This window comes from Luteimonas sp. e5, assembly GCF_054031035.1.
On the sequence record NZ_JBSTRX010000002.1, the window covers coordinates 474,619 to 490,207 of the forward strand.

At 67.1% G+C, this 15,589-nt stretch carries 16 protein-coding genes and 1 tRNA gene; 7 read left to right on the forward strand and 10 right to left on the reverse strand.

Going from position 1 to position 15,589, the window contains the following annotated elements:
• Positions 1–135 precede the first annotated feature (135 nt).
• Both ACW11F_RS07650 and ACW11F_RS07655 read left to right on the forward strand, forming a co-directional pair.
• Positions 136–1,626 carry an alanine/glycine:cation symporter family protein gene (locus tag ACW11F_RS07650; protein ID WP_456996315.1) on the forward strand — a complete coding sequence of 497 codons (1,491 nt, stop codon included), beginning with the start codon at positions 136–138 and terminating at the stop codon, positions 1,624–1,626.
• Positions 1,550–2,437, forward strand: coding sequence for a TrmH family RNA methyltransferase (locus ACW11F_RS07655; protein ID WP_456996316.1), 888 nt, complete (start codon positions 1,550–1,552; stop codon positions 2,435–2,437). The genes ACW11F_RS07650 and ACW11F_RS07655 overlap by 77 nt, the downstream gene beginning before the upstream one ends.
• A 48-nt stretch (positions 2,438–2,485) precedes the next feature.
• Here ACW11F_RS07655 and ACW11F_RS07660 read toward each other — a convergent pair whose 3' ends face one another.
• The 4 genes from ACW11F_RS07660 to ACW11F_RS07675 form a co-directional block, all read right to left on the reverse strand.
• Positions 2,486–3,940, reverse strand: a complete 1,455-nt coding sequence (locus tag ACW11F_RS07660) for a M28 family peptidase (RefSeq protein ID WP_456996317.1) — start codon at positions 3,938–3,940, stop codon at positions 2,486–2,488.
• 73 nt (positions 3,941–4,013) lie between these two features.
• A complete protein-coding gene (gene mscL, locus ACW11F_RS07665; protein WP_456996318.1) occupies positions 4,014–4,421 on the reverse strand; it encodes a large-conductance mechanosensitive channel protein MscL in 408 nt (135 codons plus the stop codon).
• A 50-nt stretch (positions 4,422–4,471) separates the two neighbouring features.
• On the reverse strand, positions 4,472–5,203 hold the full coding sequence (locus ACW11F_RS07670) for a fumarylacetoacetate hydrolase family protein (RefSeq protein ID WP_456996320.1): 732 nt from the start codon (positions 5,201–5,203) through the stop codon (positions 4,472–4,474).
• Between the two features lie 11 nt (positions 5,204–5,214).
• On the reverse strand, positions 5,215–5,496 hold the full coding sequence (locus ACW11F_RS07675; protein WP_456996321.1) for a hypothetical protein: 282 nt from the start codon (positions 5,494–5,496) through the stop codon (positions 5,215–5,217).
• A gap of 82 nt (positions 5,497–5,578) precedes the next feature.
• Between ACW11F_RS07675 and ACW11F_RS07680 the strand changes: the two genes are divergently transcribed.
• Positions 5,579–5,908: a Rieske (2Fe-2S) protein gene (locus ACW11F_RS07680; protein WP_456996322.1), complete on the forward strand. Its 330-nt coding sequence runs from the start codon at positions 5,579–5,581 to the stop codon at positions 5,906–5,908.
• A 16-nt stretch (positions 5,909–5,924) separates the two neighbouring features.
• Here the strand turns inward: ACW11F_RS07680 and ACW11F_RS07685 are convergent, their stop codons facing one another.
• The 5 genes from ACW11F_RS07685 to thiS form a co-directional block, all read right to left on the reverse strand.
• Entirely contained in the window at positions 5,925–7,763 is a 1,839-nt protein-coding gene (locus ACW11F_RS07685; RefSeq protein ID WP_456996323.1) for an SLC13 family permease, read from the reverse strand.
• A 21-nt stretch (positions 7,764–7,784) separates the two neighbouring features.
• Positions 7,785–8,552 carry a tRNA (guanosine(46)-N7)-methyltransferase TrmB gene (gene trmB / locus ACW11F_RS07690; protein WP_456996324.1) on the reverse strand — a complete coding sequence of 256 codons (768 nt, stop codon included), beginning with the start codon at positions 8,550–8,552 and terminating at the stop codon, positions 7,785–7,787.
• Positions 8,553–8,555: 3 nt separating this feature from the next.
• Entirely contained in the window at positions 8,556–9,350 is a 795-nt protein-coding gene (locus ACW11F_RS07695) for a thiazole synthase (protein WP_456996325.1), read from the reverse strand.
• Positions 9,351–9,513: 163 nt separating this feature from the next.
• The gene (locus ACW11F_RS07700; protein ID WP_456996326.1) at positions 9,514–9,726 is read right to left on the reverse strand and encodes a YdcH family protein; all 213 of its coding nucleotides are present in this window, start codon (positions 9,724–9,726) and stop codon (positions 9,514–9,516) included.
• Between the two features lie 320 nt (positions 9,727–10,046).
• Complete coding sequence (gene thiS, locus ACW11F_RS07705; protein WP_456996327.1) at positions 10,047–10,247, reverse strand: sulfur carrier protein ThiS; 201 nt, start codon at positions 10,245–10,247, stop codon at positions 10,047–10,049.
• A 143-nt stretch (positions 10,248–10,390) separates the two neighbouring features.
• On the opposite strand from thiS, the gene ACW11F_RS07710 reads away from it, so the two are divergent.
• The 3 genes from ACW11F_RS07710 (at position 10,391) to ACW11F_RS07720 (ending at position 14,501) form a co-directional block, all read left to right on the forward strand.
• Positions 10,391–12,271, forward strand: coding sequence for an autotransporter domain-containing protein (locus ACW11F_RS07710; RefSeq protein ID WP_456996328.1), 1,881 nt, complete (start codon positions 10,391–10,393; stop codon positions 12,269–12,271).
• Between the two features lie 64 nt (positions 12,272–12,335).
• Positions 12,336–12,409 (forward strand) — tRNA-Gly (locus tag ACW11F_RS07715).
• A 238-nt stretch (positions 12,410–12,647) separates the two neighbouring features.
• Positions 12,648–14,501, forward strand: coding sequence for a tyrosine-type recombinase/integrase (locus ACW11F_RS07720; protein WP_456996329.1), 1,854 nt, complete (start codon positions 12,648–12,650; stop codon positions 14,499–14,501).
• Between the two features lie 47 nt (positions 14,502–14,548).
• On the opposite strand, the gene ACW11F_RS07725 is transcribed toward ACW11F_RS07720, so the two are convergent.
• A complete protein-coding gene (locus ACW11F_RS07725) occupies positions 14,549–15,175 on the reverse strand; it encodes a LysR substrate-binding domain-containing protein (protein ID WP_068636845.1) in 627 nt (208 codons plus the stop codon).
• Positions 15,176–15,280: 105 nt separating this feature from the next.
• Here ACW11F_RS07725 and ACW11F_RS07730 point away from each other — a divergent pair, with 105 nt between their 5' ends.
• The gene (locus ACW11F_RS07730) at positions 15,281–15,580 is read left to right on the forward strand and encodes a helix-turn-helix domain-containing protein (RefSeq protein ID WP_003282197.1); all 300 of its coding nucleotides are present in this window, start codon (positions 15,281–15,283) and stop codon (positions 15,578–15,580) included.
• The last annotated feature ends 9 nt before the right edge of the window (positions 15,581–15,589 follow it).

Sequence of the window (15,589 nt, forward strand, 5' to 3'; positions counted from 1 at the left end):
CGGTGCGCGGCGACGCACCGCCACTCGTTCCTCGTTCCTCCTCATTCGTTCCTGGCTCCTCTCATTCCTCGTTCCTCTGCACTCGTTCCTCGTACTAATGCACAATCGGGCCTTCGTGCCGATGCGGGGAAGCCTGTGGAAAATTTCGTCAACACCCTCAACAACTGGGTCTGGAGCCCGCCACTGGTGTGGCTGTGCCTGGGCGCGGGGCTGTATTTCTCGCTGCGCACGCGCTTCGTGCAGGTGCGCAAGCTGCGCGAGATGGTGCGCCTGCTGCTGACCGACAACCGCTCGGCAGCGGGCGTGTCCTCGTTCCAGGCGCTGGCGGTGTCGCTGTCGGGCCGGGTCGGCATGGGCAACATCGCCGGCGTCGCCACAGCGATCGGCTTCGGTGGCCCGGGTGCGGTGTTCTGGATGTGGGTGGTGGCCTTCCTCGGTGCATCGACCGCGTACGTGGAATCCACGCTGGGCCAGATCTACAAGGAAACCGATGCCGATGGCCGTTACCGCGGCGGCCCCGCGTTCTACATCGAAAAGGCGATGGGGCTGAAGTGGTACGCGTGGCTGTTTGCCATCGTCACCATCGCCGCCACCGGCTTCATGCTGCCCGGGGTGCAGGCCAATGGCATCGCCGGCGGCCTGCAGAACGCCTGGGGTATCGATCCCAAGGCCACCGCCACGGTGCTGGTGGTGTTGCTCGGCTTCATCATCTTCGGCGGCCTCAAGCGCATCGCCGCGGTGGCCGAATTCGTGGTGCCGTTCATGGCCCTGGCCTACATCCTGGTGGCGCTGGTGATCATGCTGCTCAATGCCGAACAGATCCCGGCGATGTGGCTGCTGATCATCAAGAGTGCGTTCGGGCTGGAGCCGGCCTTCGGCGCGGTGGTGGGCCTGGCGGTGGAATGGGGGGTCAAGCGCGGCATCTATTCCAACGAAGCCGGGCAGGGTACCGGCCCGCATGCGGCCGCCGCGGCCGAGGTCACGCACCCGGCCAAGCAGGGCCTTGTGCAATCCTTTTCGGTGTACGTCGACACCTTGCTGATCTGCAGTGCGACCGCCTTCATGATCCTGTCCACCGGCGCCTACAACGTGATGCGCCCGGACCGGGCCGGCATGATCGTCGAGCAGCTGCCGGGGGTCGCGCACGAAGGCCCGGGCTTCGCGCAGAACGCGGTGGAATCGGTGCTGCCCGGCTATGGCGGCATGTTCGTGGCAGCGGCGCTGTTCTTCTTCGCCTTCACCACGCTGATGGCCTATTACTACATGGCCGAAACCAACGTCGCCTTCATCAACCGCCGTCGTCACCGGCCATGGATGATCTTCCTGCTGCGTCTGGCGCTGCTGGCGGCGGTGACCTTCGGCGCGGTGCGTACCGCCGGCATGGCCTGGACGCTGGGTGATATCGGCGTCGGCCTGATGGCCTGGCTCAACATCGTCGCGATCCTGATCCTGCAACGTCCGGCACTGAAGGCCTTGCGTGATTACGAAGCGCAGAAGGGTGCCGGGATCATGGAGCCGGAGTTCGACCCGGAGGCGCTGGGCATCCGCGATGCCGACTACTGGCAGCAGCGCAAGCAGGCACGCCAAGCCGACGCACTGCCCGACAAGCACGATGCGGCCGACTGATCGCAGCCGCGGCGCCTCGCCGTGGCGACGCAGCGCGGCGCAGCGCGAGGAGGCCGGCAAGCCGGCAGACACCCGCAGCCGCGAACTGCGGCTGTACGGGGTTAACGCGGTGCAGGCGATGTTCGCGCGGCGGCCACAGGCGCTGCGCAAGCTGTACCTGTCGCAGGCACGTGCTGCGCAGTTCGGCGCGATGATGAAATGGTGTGCGGCCAACCGCATCGGCTATCGCATCGTCGCCGACGACGACCTGCGCCGGCTGGCGGCCAGTGCGCATCATGAAGGCGTGGTCGCCGACGTGCTGCGCACGCCATCGCTGACACTGGCGGACTGGTTGCAGTCCCTGCCCGCAGGGCCGGTGTGTGCACTGTGGCTCGATGGCGTGGGCAATCCACACAACCTCGGCGCGATCCTGCGCAGCGCCGCGCATTTCGGCGTCGCCGGCCTGCTGCTGCCGGCGTCCGCCGATCTGCAGCTGTCCGGCGCGGCCGCACGCGTGGCCGAAGGCGGCGCCGAGCATGTGCCGCTGGTGCAGCTGGATGATGCCGCTTCGGCCCAAGCGCAGTTGCGCGAACACGGTTTCGCGCTGGCCGCGACCCTGGTCGATGGCGGCGACGACCTGTTCGCCGCCACCCTGCCGCCGCGGCTGATCTACGTGCTTGGTGCCGAGCAGGACGGCATGGACCGCGGCTTCGCCCGCCAATGCGAATGGCAGCTGTCGATCCCCGGCAGCGGCGCGGTGGAAAGCCTCAACGTCGCCGCCGCCACCGCGGTGCTGCTGTCGCACTGGTACGCCGCGCAGCGCGCCGGTTAGGCGCGCACGGCTGCACGGCGGGGCAGACGCACCCGCCGTGTTCGTGCATCAGCGCTGCTCCGGATCCTTGCGTTGGCTGCCGAAGTCGCCTTCGGCCTGTGCCGCGAGATAGGCAAACACCGCGTAGGCGGCGACGTTCTGCGCGATCGCCTGCGGGTCGATCTTGTCCAGCGTGTCGTCCGGAGTGTGGTGGTAGTCGAAGTAGTCGGTGCCGTCCTGGTGCAAAGTGGCCCAGGCCACACCGTAAGGCGCGAACGGGATGAAGTCCGGGCCGGGGCTGCCTTCGCCGGGCCGGTGCTCGATGCCCAACGGCGCCAGTGCCTCCGCGATGCGCGCGGCGGCGGCTTCGGAGCCGGCATGCGGCATGGTGCTGAAGGCATAGATGCGGTCGGCGCCGAAATCGCTTTCTGCCACGATCTGGTGCTGCTCCACCTTGTCCGCCTGCGACTGCGCATACACGCGCCCGCCGATCAGGCCCTGTTCTTCGTTGGCGAAGGCGATCACGCGGATGGTGCGCGCCGGGCGCTGTGCCTGCGGCAGTTTGCCGATCAGGTGGCCGGCGGCCATGGTGATGCCGATGCCCGATGCATCGTCGATCGCGCCGGTGCCCAGATCCCAGGAATCCAGATGCGCGCCGATCGCCACCACTTCGTCCGGGCGGCTGCGTCCGGTGATTTCGCCGATCACGTTCTGCGAGGTGTATTCGCCGTCCCAGCCGGCGTCGATGCTCAGCCGCAGCTGCTGCGGGCCCAGCGCCAGCAGGCGGGTCAGCTGGTCGGCATCGGCATTGGACAGCGCGGCGGACGGAATCGGCGCAAGGCCTTCGTCGAAACGGGTGATGCCGGTATGCGGGTGGCGATGGTGGCCGGTGCTGGCCGAGCGCATCAGGTAGCCGGCGGCGCCGGCGCGGATCGCCGCCGACGGGCCGCGGCTGCGCACCCGCCCGGCCGGGCCGTAGCCGCTGCCGTCACGCGCGCGCTGCATCGGGAAGTCGATGTAGGCGATGCGCCCGGCCAGCGAGCCGGCGGGCGCGGCTTCCAGCGCTTCCAGCGTGGCAAAGCGCACCACTTCGGCCTCCACCGTGCCGCCGGGGCTGCCGCCGAGCGCGGTGATCACCAGTGGCTGCGCGTTGGCGCCCAGCACCTGCGCCGATTCGCTGCGCCGCACCCACAGCGGGAAGGTCACGTCCTGGGTCCAGACCTTGTCATAGCCCAGTGCCTTGAATTGCTGCTTTGCCCATTCCACCGCGCGCGCGTCGGCCTCGCTGCCGGGCAGGCGCGGGCCGATGCGGGTGGTCAGCGATTCGATGATCGCGTAGCCGGTGCCATCGGCCAGTGCCGCTTCGCGCAGGCGCCCGGCATGGGCCAGCGCCGCATCGGAGATCTGCGTCACCTGCGCCGGCGGGGTGCCGGCATCGCTGGCCGCTTGGGCGTGGACGGACGGGGCGAGGGCCAGGGGCAGGGCAAGGGTCAGGGGCAACAGCAGCAGGCGGACCGGACGCATCGGCAGGCTCCACGAAGAACGAGACCGCGAGCATAGCGCCCGCGGCCGCGTCGTGGACCTGCAGGAAGTCAGGTCAGCGCTGGCGGATGCCGTCGCGGATCTCGCGCAGCAGCAGCACTTCCTCGCTCGGCTCGGCCGGGGCTTCCTCCGGCGCCTTGTGCATGCGGTTGATGGCCTTGACCACCAGGAAGATGGCGAAGGCGACGATGATGAACTGGATGATGGCGTTGATGAATTCGCCATAGGCGATCTGCACCGCCGGCACCGCCTCGCCGGCGGCATCGACGCTGGCTTCCTTCAGCGTGATCGCCAGGTCGGAAAAGTCCACACCGCCGATCAGCAGCCCGATCGGCGGCATGATCACGTTGTCGACCAGCGCGGTGACGATCTTGCCGAAGGCCGCGCCGATGACCACGCCGACGGCGAGGTCGACCACGTTGCCGCGCATCGCGAATTCCTTGAACTCGTTCATCATGCCCATCGTCGTGCTCCTGAAGTTCGGGTGGGAGTAACGTCGGCCAGCTTAAGCGCTTACCCGGCGGCGGTCACCTGGCCGCCACAAGCCAGCCGTTCGCGGCCCTCGGCATCGAGCAGGCTGGCACGCCAGCCATCGCCGGGCTGCAGCGCGGCCACGCCCGCGGGCGTGCCCATGTAGACCAGGTCGCCGGCGCGCAAGGCATACAGCCGGGAGAGTTCGATCAGGATGTCGGGCACGTCCCAGATCAGATCGGACAGCGCGCCCTGCTGGCGCAGCTTGCCGTTGACCTCGAGCTGCAGGGCCAGCGTGGCGATCGGTGGCAGTGCGGCCACGGGCCGCAGCGTGCTGGCGACCGCGCAACCATCGAAGCTCTTGCCGGTATCCCACGGCAGGCCGCTTGCCTTGGCCGCCGCCTGCAGGTCGCGCCGGGTGAGATCAAGGCCGATGCCCAATGCCAGTACCAGGTGCTCGGCCTGCGTACGGTCGAGCTCGCCGGCGGGCGCATCCGCGCCCAGTGCGACGATCAGTTCAACTTCATGGTGCAGGTCGGCCGTGCCTGGCGGGTAGGGGATGTCGCCGGTGGTGAGCAGCGCATCGGCAGGCTTCAGGAACAGCACCGGGGTGCCGCGCTCGGCCGGCACCTCGGCCCCCATTTCGCGGGCATGGTCGGCAAAGTTGCGGCCGACGCAATAGATGCGGCGTACCGGAAAGCAGGCATCCTCGGGCAGGCCGGCACCATGCACGGCCAGACGCACCGGCGCGCGGGCGGGGACCAGGTCACTCATTGCCGCGTTGCTCAGTGCGGATGCGGAAATGCGTCGTGGCGCACGCGGCGGTAATCGCCTTCGATCACGCGCCCGCCGGCCTGCGGCCGGCCACGTTGGCGCAGCAGGCGCCAGATGCCGGTGCCGAGCAGCATCGCGATGCCGATGAACACGCCGGCCACCAGCAATACCAGCAGCAGCGCGAGGCCCAGCACGCCCAGCGCCGCGCGCAGCAGCGGGTGACGTGGCCGGCGTGCGGCAAAGCGGGCTTGCAGCCGGCTGATCAGCGGATGGCGGAGCCAATGTGCGAACATCGCATGCAACCTGTTGCGTGGAACGGGCATCGAGTATCGGGCCTGGGGCCACCCGAAATGTAACAAAGGTGTTAAACAAACCATGAGTTCCATCCCCCTTGCCAGCCTTGCCGACGGCGCGCTGGTGGAAGCCGAAATGCAGGTCGAAGGTGTGGCCGAATCGGTGATCCTGTACCGCGACGGCGATACAGTGCGCGCCTGGCTCAACATCTGCCCGCATGCCGGGCGGCGACTGGATTACGCACCGGGGCAATTCCTCAAGACCGGCGAGGGCCTGTTGGTATGCGCGGCGCACGGGGCGAGCTTCGAGTTGGGTCAGGGCGAATGCGTGGGCGGTCCGTGCCGCGGCCAGTTCCTGACCCGGGTCGAGCTGGTAGTGGAGGACGACGAGCTGCGGGCGGCCGAGTCATGAGCCGGCCACGGGCCACTCACCAGATCAGGTTGACCATCAGCACCACGACCAGCGTATAGGCCAGTGACAGTGGCAGGCCGGCGCGCCACAGATCGCGCGAGCTGTAGTTGCCGGGGCCGATCACCATCGAGATGATCGGGTTGGTCGCGGTCATGAAATTGTTGGAGGCGGACAGCGCCACGATCAGCGCGAACACCATCGGGTTGCCATTCGCGGCCAGCGCCAGGTTGATCGCCAGCGGCACCATCATGATGGTGGCACCGACGTGGCTGACCACCAGCGAGAACGCGACGGTGAGGATGGCAAGGGAAAACTCGATCAGCCACAGCGGCGTGCCCTCCGGGATGCGCTCGATCGTGTGGCCGGCAATCCACGCCGCCGCGCCGGAGGAGTCCATGGCCCAACCAAGCGGAATCAGGCAGGCCATCAGGAACACCGTCTTCCAGTTGATCGCGGCATAAGCCTCATCCATGTGGATCACGCCGGTGACCAGCATGCCGGCGACCCCGGTCATCAATGCGATCGGCACCGGAATGCGCGAGGACAGCGCGATCAGCATGGTCACCGCGAAGATGGTCATCGCGATCTTGAACTTGTGCGGGCGCTGCTCGCCCTTGGGGTAGTCGGTGACCACCACGAAGTCCTTGCGCGCGGCGGCATCGGCGAGGTTGCGCCAGATGCTGTGCAGCACCAGCATGTCGCCCGCCCTCAGCGGCAGCTTGCGCAGATCCTCGCGGATCACCTCCTTGTCCCGGTTCACCGCCAGCAGGCTGAGCCGGTACTTCTTGCGCAGCTGCAGGTCGCTGGCGCTCTTGCCGATGAAACGCGAGTTGGGCGGGATCACCGCTTCGGCGATGCCGGCGCGGCTCGGGTTGAACAGGTCGGCGAACTGGCGCAGGCGCGCGTTCATGCGCAGGAAGTTGGCCTGCGAAAACTCCGCCACCTGCTCGCGCGGGCCCATCGCGCCGATCACGTCGCCGACCCAGATACGTGCATCGGCCGGCGGCGCCATGCGCGATTCGTCGCTCGACTTCAGCGCCAGGATGTGCGGTGCATCGGGCAAGCCCTCGGCCTCGCCCAGGGTCATGCCGACCAGCGGGCTGTCGGCGCTGACGGTGAGTTCGTAGACATCGCCCTCGATGCCGTAGGCCTGGGCGAAATAACTCTGCGTGCGCGCCGGGGTCACGCCGCCGTCGTCCTCGTGGCTGAGCTGGCGATCACCCACGTAGCGGAAGTAGATCAGCGCCGTCGCGAGCAGCGCGAGGCCGATCGGCAACGGCGCGAACATCTGCAGCGGCTGCAGCGATACCGCGCCGGAAGGCAGGTTGGCATTGGCCGCCACGATCAGGTCGTTGAGCAGGATCAGCGGCGAGTTGCCGACCATGGTCAGCCCGCCACCCATCACGATCGCCGCCGCGATCGGCAGCAGCATGCGCGAGAGCGCGACGCCGGTGCGTGCCGACAGGCGCGAGGCGACGGGCATGTACAGCGTCATCACCGCCGGGTTCTGCATGATCGAGGAATTGAGCCCGGCCATGGCGCTGGTCAGCAGCAACAGCCGTCGCTCGCTGCCGTCGGCACGGCGCAGCAACCAGCCGGCGAGGCGGTTGAGCGCGCCGGTGCGCTCGAGTCCGGCGCCGAGGATCATGGTGGCGATGATCGCCATCACCGCGTTGCCGGCGAAGCCGCCGAACAGGTCCTCCGGCGCGACCAGACCGGTCAGGCCGAGCAGTACCAGGACCACCAGCGCGACCACGTCGGCGCGGATGCGGTCGAACAGGAACAGCACCATCGTTAACACCACCAGCCCGAGGACGAGCTTCATGTCGCTGGTGAGGGTGAGGGCGGGGCTCATGCTCGGTTCGGATGTTAGCTGTCAGGTCGTGGGCGTGGCCGGGGTGGCGCTCGCATCCGGGCGCTTCACGTAGATCATGTCCCATACGCCGTGGCCGAGGCGTTGGCCACGGGTTTCGAAGTGTGTCTGCGGCCGCCACAGCGGGCGCGGCTCGTGCCCGCGCGGCCCGGCGCGGTTGACAAGGCCGGCGGTGGCGTCGAGCACGTCCCACATCTGTTCGGCGTAATCGGCCCAGTCGGTGGTCAGATGCAACAGGCCGCCGGGTTTGAGCTTGCGCGCCAACAGTGCGGCGAACCCGGGATTGAGCAGGCGCCGCTTGTGATGGCGCTTCTTGTGCCAGGGATCGGGGAAGAAGATGCGCACCTCGTCCAGCGCGGCATCGGCGATTTCGTTCTCCAGCACTTCCACCGCATCGTGGTGGTACAGGCGCACATTGCCGAGCCCGTCGGCGTCCAGCGCATTGAGCAGGCGGCCCACGCCCGGTGCGTGCACCTCGATGCCAAGATGATCGCGCGCAGGGTCGCGCGCGGCGGCGAAGCGCAGCGCTTCGCCATTGCCGAAGCCGATTTCCATCACGCGCGGTGCGTGGCGGCCGAACACCAAGTCGAAATCGCGTGGCGTGCCGTGGTAGTCCAGTCCGAAGCGCGGCCACAAGGCATCGAACGCACGCTGCTGCGCCTCGGTGAAGCGCCCCTGACGCAGCACGAAACTGCGGATGCGGCGGGTGCCGTCATCGGTATAGGGTTTCGGTGGCGCCTTGGCGCCCGGGCTGGTGCGCGGATCGGTCATGCCTCAGCCGATCAGGCCATCCACCGGCGAGGACGCGCTGGCGTAGCGCTTGCGCGGGATGCGTCCGGCCAGGAACGCGGCGCGCCCGGCTTCCACCGCCAGGCGCATGGCATGGGCCATGCGTACCGGCTCGCGCGCGCCGGCGATGGCGGTGTTCATCAGCACCCCGTCGCAGCCCAGTTCCATCGCGATCGCCGCATCCGAGGCGGTACCGACGCCGGCATCGACGATGATCGGCACCTTGGCGTTGTCGACGATCTCCAGCAGGTTCCAGCGGTTCTGGATGCCCAGGCCCGAACCGATCGGCGCGGCCAGCGGCATCACCGCCACGCAGCCGATTTCCTCCAGCCGTTTGCAGATGATCGGGTCATCACTGCAATAGACCATCACTTCGAAGCCGTCGGCGACCAGTCGTTCGGCGGCGACCAGGGTCTGGCTGACCTCGGGGTACAGGGTGCGCTCATCGCCCAGCACCTCGAGCTTGACCAGGTTGTGGCCGTCGAGGAGTTCGCGTGCCAGGCGGCAGGTACGCACCGCTTCGTCGGCGGTGTAGCAGCCGGCGGTATTGGGCAGGATGGTGAACTCGTTGGGCGGCAACACGTCGAGCAGGTTCGGCTCACCCGGATTCTGGCCGATGTTGCTGCGACGGATGGCGACGGTGACGATCTCGGCGCCCGCCGCGTCGGTGGCGGCGCGGGTTTCATCGAGATCCTTGAACTTGCCGGTGCCGGTCAGCAGGCGCGAATGGTATTGCCGGCCGGCGATCACCAGCGGCTTGGGGTCGGGGAACGTGTGCATCCGCCGATTATGGCGCAGCACGCCGGCGGCGAGTGAACCTCAGCCACATGGTGACGCGGGAGTGCAGATATTTACGGTGTGCACACGCGTGCCGCGTGCCACCCGCACAGCCACCTGATCCCGGTGGCTGCGCGGGAAAGACTTCAGGGCCGACTCGGTGTCTTCAGAGTTGCTCGGCCATGCTGAGCAGGCGCTCCTTGGCAGCCAGCTTTTCGCGCTTCATCTGGGTCAGTTCCATGTCCCCGAGCGGGAGCACGCCGTGCTCGGCATCGCTGACCTTCTTGTCGAGCTCTCGGTGATGGTAGTAAAGCTGGCGGAACTCGACGTTGTTCTTCATCAGCTCTTCGACTTCGCTTTGCGGGCGATCCTCGAACATGCAGCATCTCCTGTGCGTGGCGTGAGGCCGTCGCAGCCGGGCCGGTGCGCAGGGGATGTGGCCTTGGCGGAGTGGAGACGCTCCGGCAACGGGAGACATCCGGTGCAGACCGGCATGGGCCGCGTCGGCAACCCCACCATACCCCTGTCCTTCGCGGCGACGCAATCCAATGGCGAGCGTGTTCATGACACGCTCGGGTGAAGGTTGAAAAAGCGTTATTTGCGCGCCCGGATGGCCGTTTTCAGCATGGATTCCGTTACTGCGCGCACCTGCGCAGCGCGTCGCACTCAATGCAGTCCGCGCGATTCGATGCGCCCGTCTCAGCCGCCGCCCAGCGCATGCACGATCTCGATGCGATCACCGGCGGCGAGGCGGTGTTCGGCGTGGCGCGCACGGGGAATGATCTCGCCATTGACCTCGACCGCCACCCGACGCTCGGCCAGGTGCTCGCTGTGCAGCAGCTCGGCGATGGTGGGCGTGCCCTCGAGTTGGCGCCGCTCGCCGTTCAATTCGATTTCCATGGGCTCATTGTCGCCAACGCGGGCGCGGATTTCATCCTCCGAGCGCCCGCGTTCAGCCCGGCGTGATGCGGCACCGCTTGTGGCAGGGGCCTGCGGCATGAAACCATCACCGTCTTCCCTTCATCTTGACGAGCGTCATGAGCATGAGCCTGATCTGCCCACGTTCCCTCCTGCGGCCGCGTACCGCGATCCTTGCCGGTGCGCTGGCATTGGCGGCGATGCCCGCGCTTGCCGGCAACAAGCGCGCCTTCGAGCAGACCGTGTTCTTCGGCGACAGCCTCACCGATGCCGGCTATTTCCGCCCGCTCATGCCGCCCGCGGCGCAGCCGGTCACCGGCCAGTTCACCACCAATCCCGGGCTGCTGTGGTCGCAGTTCCTCGCCAATTACTACGCCACCGATGGCAGCGCGGCCTGGCTTGCCAGCGGCGCGGAGCCGCGCCCGGCCGAAGGCGACAACTTTGCTGTCGGCGGCGCGCGGGTGGGCGTTGACGTGGTCGGTGCGCTGGGGCCGACGCCTTCGTTGGCTTCGCAACTCGGGGAATACCTCGCCCGCACCGGCGGGCGGGCCAATCCGAACGCGCTGTACACGGTGTGGGGCGGCGCCAACGACCTGTTCGCGATCGGTGCCGGTGCGCCGTTGCAGCCGACCCTCTCCGACGCGGTCGGCGCGCAGGTCGGCATGGTCGCCACCCTGCGTGGAGCCGGCGCCGAATACATCCTGGTGCCGAACATTCCAGATCTTGGCGTGACTCCGGGCTTCCTCGCCCAGGGGCCAGCCGCCGCGGCCCAGGCCAGCGCGCTGGCGCGCGCCTACAACGATGCGCTGTACGGTGCGCTGGCGGCGCAGAACCTGCGCTTCATCCCGCTGGATACCTTCAACCTGCTGCGCGAAATCACCGCCGCGCCGGGTACGTATGGTTTCACCAATGTCACCGGTACCGCCTGCCAGCCGCAGATCGTCGCGCAATCGCTGACCTGCAATCCGACCAGCTACGTCAGCCCGGATGCACCTTATACCTACGCATTCGCCGATGGCGTGCATCCGACCACCGGCGCGCACGCGATCCTTGCCGATTACGCCATCGCCACCATCGAGGGCCCGCGCCAGATCGCGCTGTTGCCGCAGGTCGCGGCGGGCAGCGGTCGCGCACGCGCCGACATGCTGGCCGACCAGCTCGAAGCACGCGGCAGTGAAGAAGGCGGGCGCGTCTGGGGCGGTGCGCGCATCGATGCGCTGCGCATTGAGCAGGGTGCGGCAGGCGAGGGCTTCGACGGTGGCGGTGCCAGCCTGCATGTCGGTTATGACCGGCGCAGCGGCGCACTGGTGTATGGCGGCCATCTCGGCATTGGCCGGCAGACATTCGATTACGCCGGCAACCGCGGCGATTTCCGCCAGCGCGAAGCAGGCATCGGTGGTTTCATCGGTTGGCATGGCGAACGCGGCTGGATCGACGGCCAGCTCGGCTGGACCCGTCTGCGCTACGACGTGAACCGCGAGGTGCCGCTGGGGCCGGCCTCGCGCCGCCATGTCGGCAGCACCGACGGTGACAACCTGAGCGCCGGCATTTCCGGCGGCTGGCGTTTTGGCGAGGGCAGTCTGCGCCACGGCCCGGTGCTGCGCCTGCTGGCGCAGAAGATCCGCATCGATGGCCATGTCGAATCCGAGCCGGAGCTGTCCACGGCGCTGGCCTTCCCCGATCAGGATTTCGATTCGCTGCAGGCCTCGGCTGGCTGGCAGGCCGATTTCAATGTGGACGGCGCGTGGCAGCCGTGGTTGCGCCTCACCCTCGATCGCGAACTGGGCGATGCACCGGAACAGGCCTTCGCACGCATGACGTCGGTGGCCGACAGTGCGCCCTATGCAGTGCCCGCGCCCGCATTCGACACCCGTTACGCCAGCCTCGGACTGGGCGTTCGCGGGCAGGCCTGGGGCATGGAACTGGCGGCCGGTGCCAACCTGCGCCTGGGTCAGGACGATGCCGACGGCGGCAGCGCCTGGCTGACCCTGGGCAAACGCTTCTGAAGGCACGCGGGCCTGGTGCATGCGTTGCCAAGCGCGCCGCGTGCGGCCTAGACTTGGCGCCCATGCGGGTGTAGCTCAATGGTAGAGCAGAAGCTTCCCAAGCTTAAGACGAGGGTTCGATTCCCTTCACCCGCTCCACTGCATCAATCTGCGGACTTCCGCAGAAGTCCAAGAGAGCCTGCAAGTCGTTGCCACACAAGGACTTTTCCTCTCTTTGACGTTCTGCCGCGGTCCACTGCGATCCGCCTACAGCCGGGACTTTTAAGTCCACAAACAAGTCCATTTTTGCGGGTGCGGCTGATTCCGGATTGTTGATGGAGGGGCGAGGTCGACGTGACCAGCATCTGGTTCCTGACTCATGTTCAGGAGCAAGAGCATGGCACTCTCAGACCTGGCCGTTCGGCAGGCCAAGGCAACTGGCAAGGCATACACCCTCCCTGACTTGGATGGCCTCTCCCTGGCCGTCACCGCTGCCGGGGGCAGGACTTGGCACTTCCGCTACTACTGGGCGGGCAAGCAGAAGCGGATGTCGCTCGGCACCTACCCGGAGGTGACGCTTCGCGAGGCCCGCAGCCTGCGCGACGAAGCGCGCGCCCTGCTGGCCAAAGGCACCAATCCTCGCGTTCACCGCAAGCAGAAGCGCACCGCTGTCCGGCTCGCCGACGAAAACACCTTCGAGGCGGTGTATCGCAAGTGGCTCAAGCATCGCGGGCTCAGCCTCAAGGAAGGCCGGCAGACGACCCTTTCGATACTTCCGCGCATCTTCGACAAGGATGTGCTGCCCGCCTTGGGCAAGCGGTCGGTCTATGAGATCAAGCGTCCCGACCTGTTGGAGGTGATCGCCAAGATCGAGAAGCGCAAGGCGCTCTCCGTCGCCGAGAAAGTCAGAACGTGGTTCAACCAACTGTTCCGCTACGCGCTGGTGATCGTGCCGGGCCTGGAGCAGAACCCCGCCGCCGATCTCGATGTGGTGGCGCTGCCGCTGCCACCCGTCAACCACAACCCGTTCCTGCGCATGGCCGAGCTGCCGAAGCTGTTGCAGCGTCTGCGCAGCTATCGCGGCAGGCGGCAGACCCAGCTCGGGCTGCGGCTATTGCTGCTGACCGGCGTGCGAACCGGCGAGCTGCGACAGGCGATGCCGGATCAATTTGATCTGGACCGGGGGTTGTGGATCATCCCACCCGACGTCGTGAAGCAACTCCAGTTGGATATGCGCAAGAAGCGGCAGCAGCCGAAGGACATCCCGCCCTACATCGTGCCGCTGTCGATTCAGGCCATGGAGATCGTCCGGCACCTGCTGGATGAGTTCAAGCCGGCCCAGCGCCACCTGTTCCGGCACGACAGCGACTTGAAGAAGCGCATCAGCGAGAACACGCTCAATGGTGCGCTCAAACGCATGGGCTATCAGGAGCGCCTGACCGGACACGGTATCCGCGGCACGATGTCCACTGCGCTCAACGAGATCGGCTACCCGAAGGTCTGGGTGGATGCACAGCTCTCGCATGTCGATCCCAACAAGGTCAGCGCGACCTACAACCATGCCGAGTACGTGGAGCAGCGTCGCCGCATGATGCAGGACTGGGCCGATCGGCTCGACCTCTTCGAGCAGAACCAGGTCGAGGCGGCCAGCATGCCGCTCACCGTGCATCTGGAAGGCGTGCCCGCGTTTCCGAGTGAGCAAACCGCAAGCGCGCCCTCCGCGCCGGTTGCCGCTTCGCCAATCCTGCTCGTGACGAAGCCGGGCGACGCCATGCCGTTGGTTCCTGCCGCCGCACATCGGCTGCCGGCGGTTCCGCCCCCTCGATCGGCCGCGCCGCTGGTGCCTTCGGACATTCAGCGCGAGAGGATGGAACTGTTCGATGTCTTCGAAGCGCCGCACAACCTTCCCGTCGCTGCGTTTGCCAAGATGGCAGGCAAATCCCGCAGGTGGATCAGCTACGAGATCAAGGCGGGCAACTTGCTGGCGTTGAACGTAGGCAACCGCGGCCAGCGCGTGCCGGACTGGCACCTCGACCCACTCAAGCACGAGCTGATCCAGTCCGTCCTGAAGCTAACCAGGGGTGCGGACCCTTGGCAGATCTACCATGCACTGCTACAGCCGCGCTCGATGCTGCGGGGGCGTTCGGCACTGGAGGGCGTGACGGCCGGCAATCTCGACAAGCTCGTCATGGCCGTGAGCACAGCCGTGAAGGAAAGCGAATGGACCCCGCCGCGAGTCGGGGTCGCCTAGCAGCAGGAATGCGGGATCGTGGCGAAACCGCGATCCCCGCGCGTCCGTCAGGACACCAAGCGCGCGCGGCGGGCGAATCTTGCCTGGGTGTCCGACAAGGAAGCCTCGCGACGGAGCAGATAAGCCATCACGATCGTTGGTGCGCCGGCCAGCGGCCGCATGGCGATGCCTCGGCGTAGGTAGCTCGCCAGTCTCGCGGCGGGCGCAATGGTGATCCCGTACCCGGCGGCAACCAGCGTCATCACCACATCGAATGTCTCCACCGTTTGCTCCCGCTCCTGCAGCGCGTTCTCGAACACGCGCTGCACGGTCATGCGCCATGGTTCATCGGCCGTGGACTGCGAGCAGATCAAGGGCTGCTTGAGCACTTCCCCGCACGGCACTTCACGGTGGGCCAGCAGGTGGGAGCGCTTGGCCACGGCGACCGCCAGCGTGTCATGCCACAGCGGTTCGCATACCCAGCCAGGCCACTGCCGGGCAACCGCAGACAAGGCGAAGTCGAAGCCGTCGTCCGGCATCTCCGCGCCTCGACCGGGATCTGTCCAGCCGGCCAGGACGGCATGAGTCTCCGGCTCTTCGGCACGCTGCAGAGCGAGCACGTCGGCGAGCTGGGGAGGCACCCATTCGCCGAGGACGGCCATGCGAATTTCGGCGGTGATGTCACTCGATTCCACGTCCAGCTCCCCCAGGCGGTGAACTCGTGGCAACTGATCTCGAAGCCGTTGGATGAGTTAAGTTTAACGTGGTTTAAATCGTGACCGTGTTCGACGCTCTTGGCAATGCCAAAGCGTTCGATCCAAAGGGGCCGCCCCACCGGCACCACTACCTACGAAGCGGAACCAGCCATCGCGTTTGGGGCTGCCGTGCGGGAAGAAAGAACCAACCAGGGCATAGCTCAGGAAACGCTGGCCCACATGGCCGGCATCGAACGGTCGCACATGGGCAAGATCGAGCGCGGCGAGCATGTGCCCACGCTCCCTCTCATCCTCAAGATTGCCCGTGCGCTGAAATGCAGTTCCGCCCACTTGATGACTCTGACCGAAGCCAAGCTGGCAGAGTCGGCTCCATCCGCAGATTGAAGCCGGCCC

Excerpts from the sequence above, each read along its gene's own strand:
- ACW11F_RS07655 (WP_456996316.1), top strand. The coding sequence starts at position 1,550 with ATGCCGACTACTGGCAGCAGCGCAAGCAGGCACGCCAAGCCGACGCAC.
- ACW11F_RS07660 (WP_456996317.1), bottom strand. The coding sequence starts at position 3,940 with ATGCGTCCGGTCCGCCTGCTGCTGTTGCCCCTGACCCTTGCCCTGCCC.
- mscL (WP_456996318.1), bottom strand. The coding sequence starts at position 4,421 with ATGGGCATGATGAACGAGTTCAAGGAATTCGCGATGCGCGGCAACGTG.
- ACW11F_RS07670 (WP_456996320.1), bottom strand. The coding sequence starts at position 5,203 with ATGAGTGACCTGGTCCCCGCCCGCGCGCCGGTGCGTCTGGCCGTGCAT.
- ACW11F_RS07675 (WP_456996321.1), bottom strand. The coding sequence starts at position 5,496 with ATGTTCGCACATTGGCTCCGCCATCCGCTGATCAGCCGGCTGCAAGCC.
- ACW11F_RS07680 (WP_456996322.1), top strand. The coding sequence starts at position 5,579 with ATGAGTTCCATCCCCCTTGCCAGCCTTGCCGACGGCGCGCTGGTGGAA.
- ACW11F_RS07685 (WP_456996323.1), bottom strand. The coding sequence starts at position 7,763 with ATGAGCCCCGCCCTCACCCTCACCAGCGACATGAAGCTCGTCCTCGGG.
- trmB (WP_456996324.1), bottom strand. The coding sequence starts at position 8,552 with ATGACCGATCCGCGCACCAGCCCGGGCGCCAAGGCGCCACCGAAACCC.
- ACW11F_RS07695 (WP_456996325.1), bottom strand. The coding sequence starts at position 9,350 with ATGCACACGTTCCCCGACCCCAAGCCGCTGGTGATCGCCGGCCGGCAA.
- ACW11F_RS07700 (WP_456996326.1), bottom strand. The coding sequence starts at position 9,726 with ATGTTCGAGGATCGCCCGCAAAGCGAAGTCGAAGAGCTGATGAAGAAC.
- thiS (WP_456996327.1), bottom strand. The coding sequence starts at position 10,247 with ATGGAAATCGAATTGAACGGCGAGCGGCGCCAACTCGAGGGCACGCCC.
- ACW11F_RS07710 (WP_456996328.1), top strand. The coding sequence starts at position 10,391 with ATGAGCCTGATCTGCCCACGTTCCCTCCTGCGGCCGCGTACCGCGATC.
- ACW11F_RS07720 (WP_456996329.1), top strand. The coding sequence starts at position 12,648 with ATGGCACTCTCAGACCTGGCCGTTCGGCAGGCCAAGGCAACTGGCAAG.
- ACW11F_RS07730 (WP_003282197.1), top strand. The coding sequence starts at position 15,281 with ATGCCAAAGCGTTCGATCCAAAGGGGCCGCCCCACCGGCACCACTACC.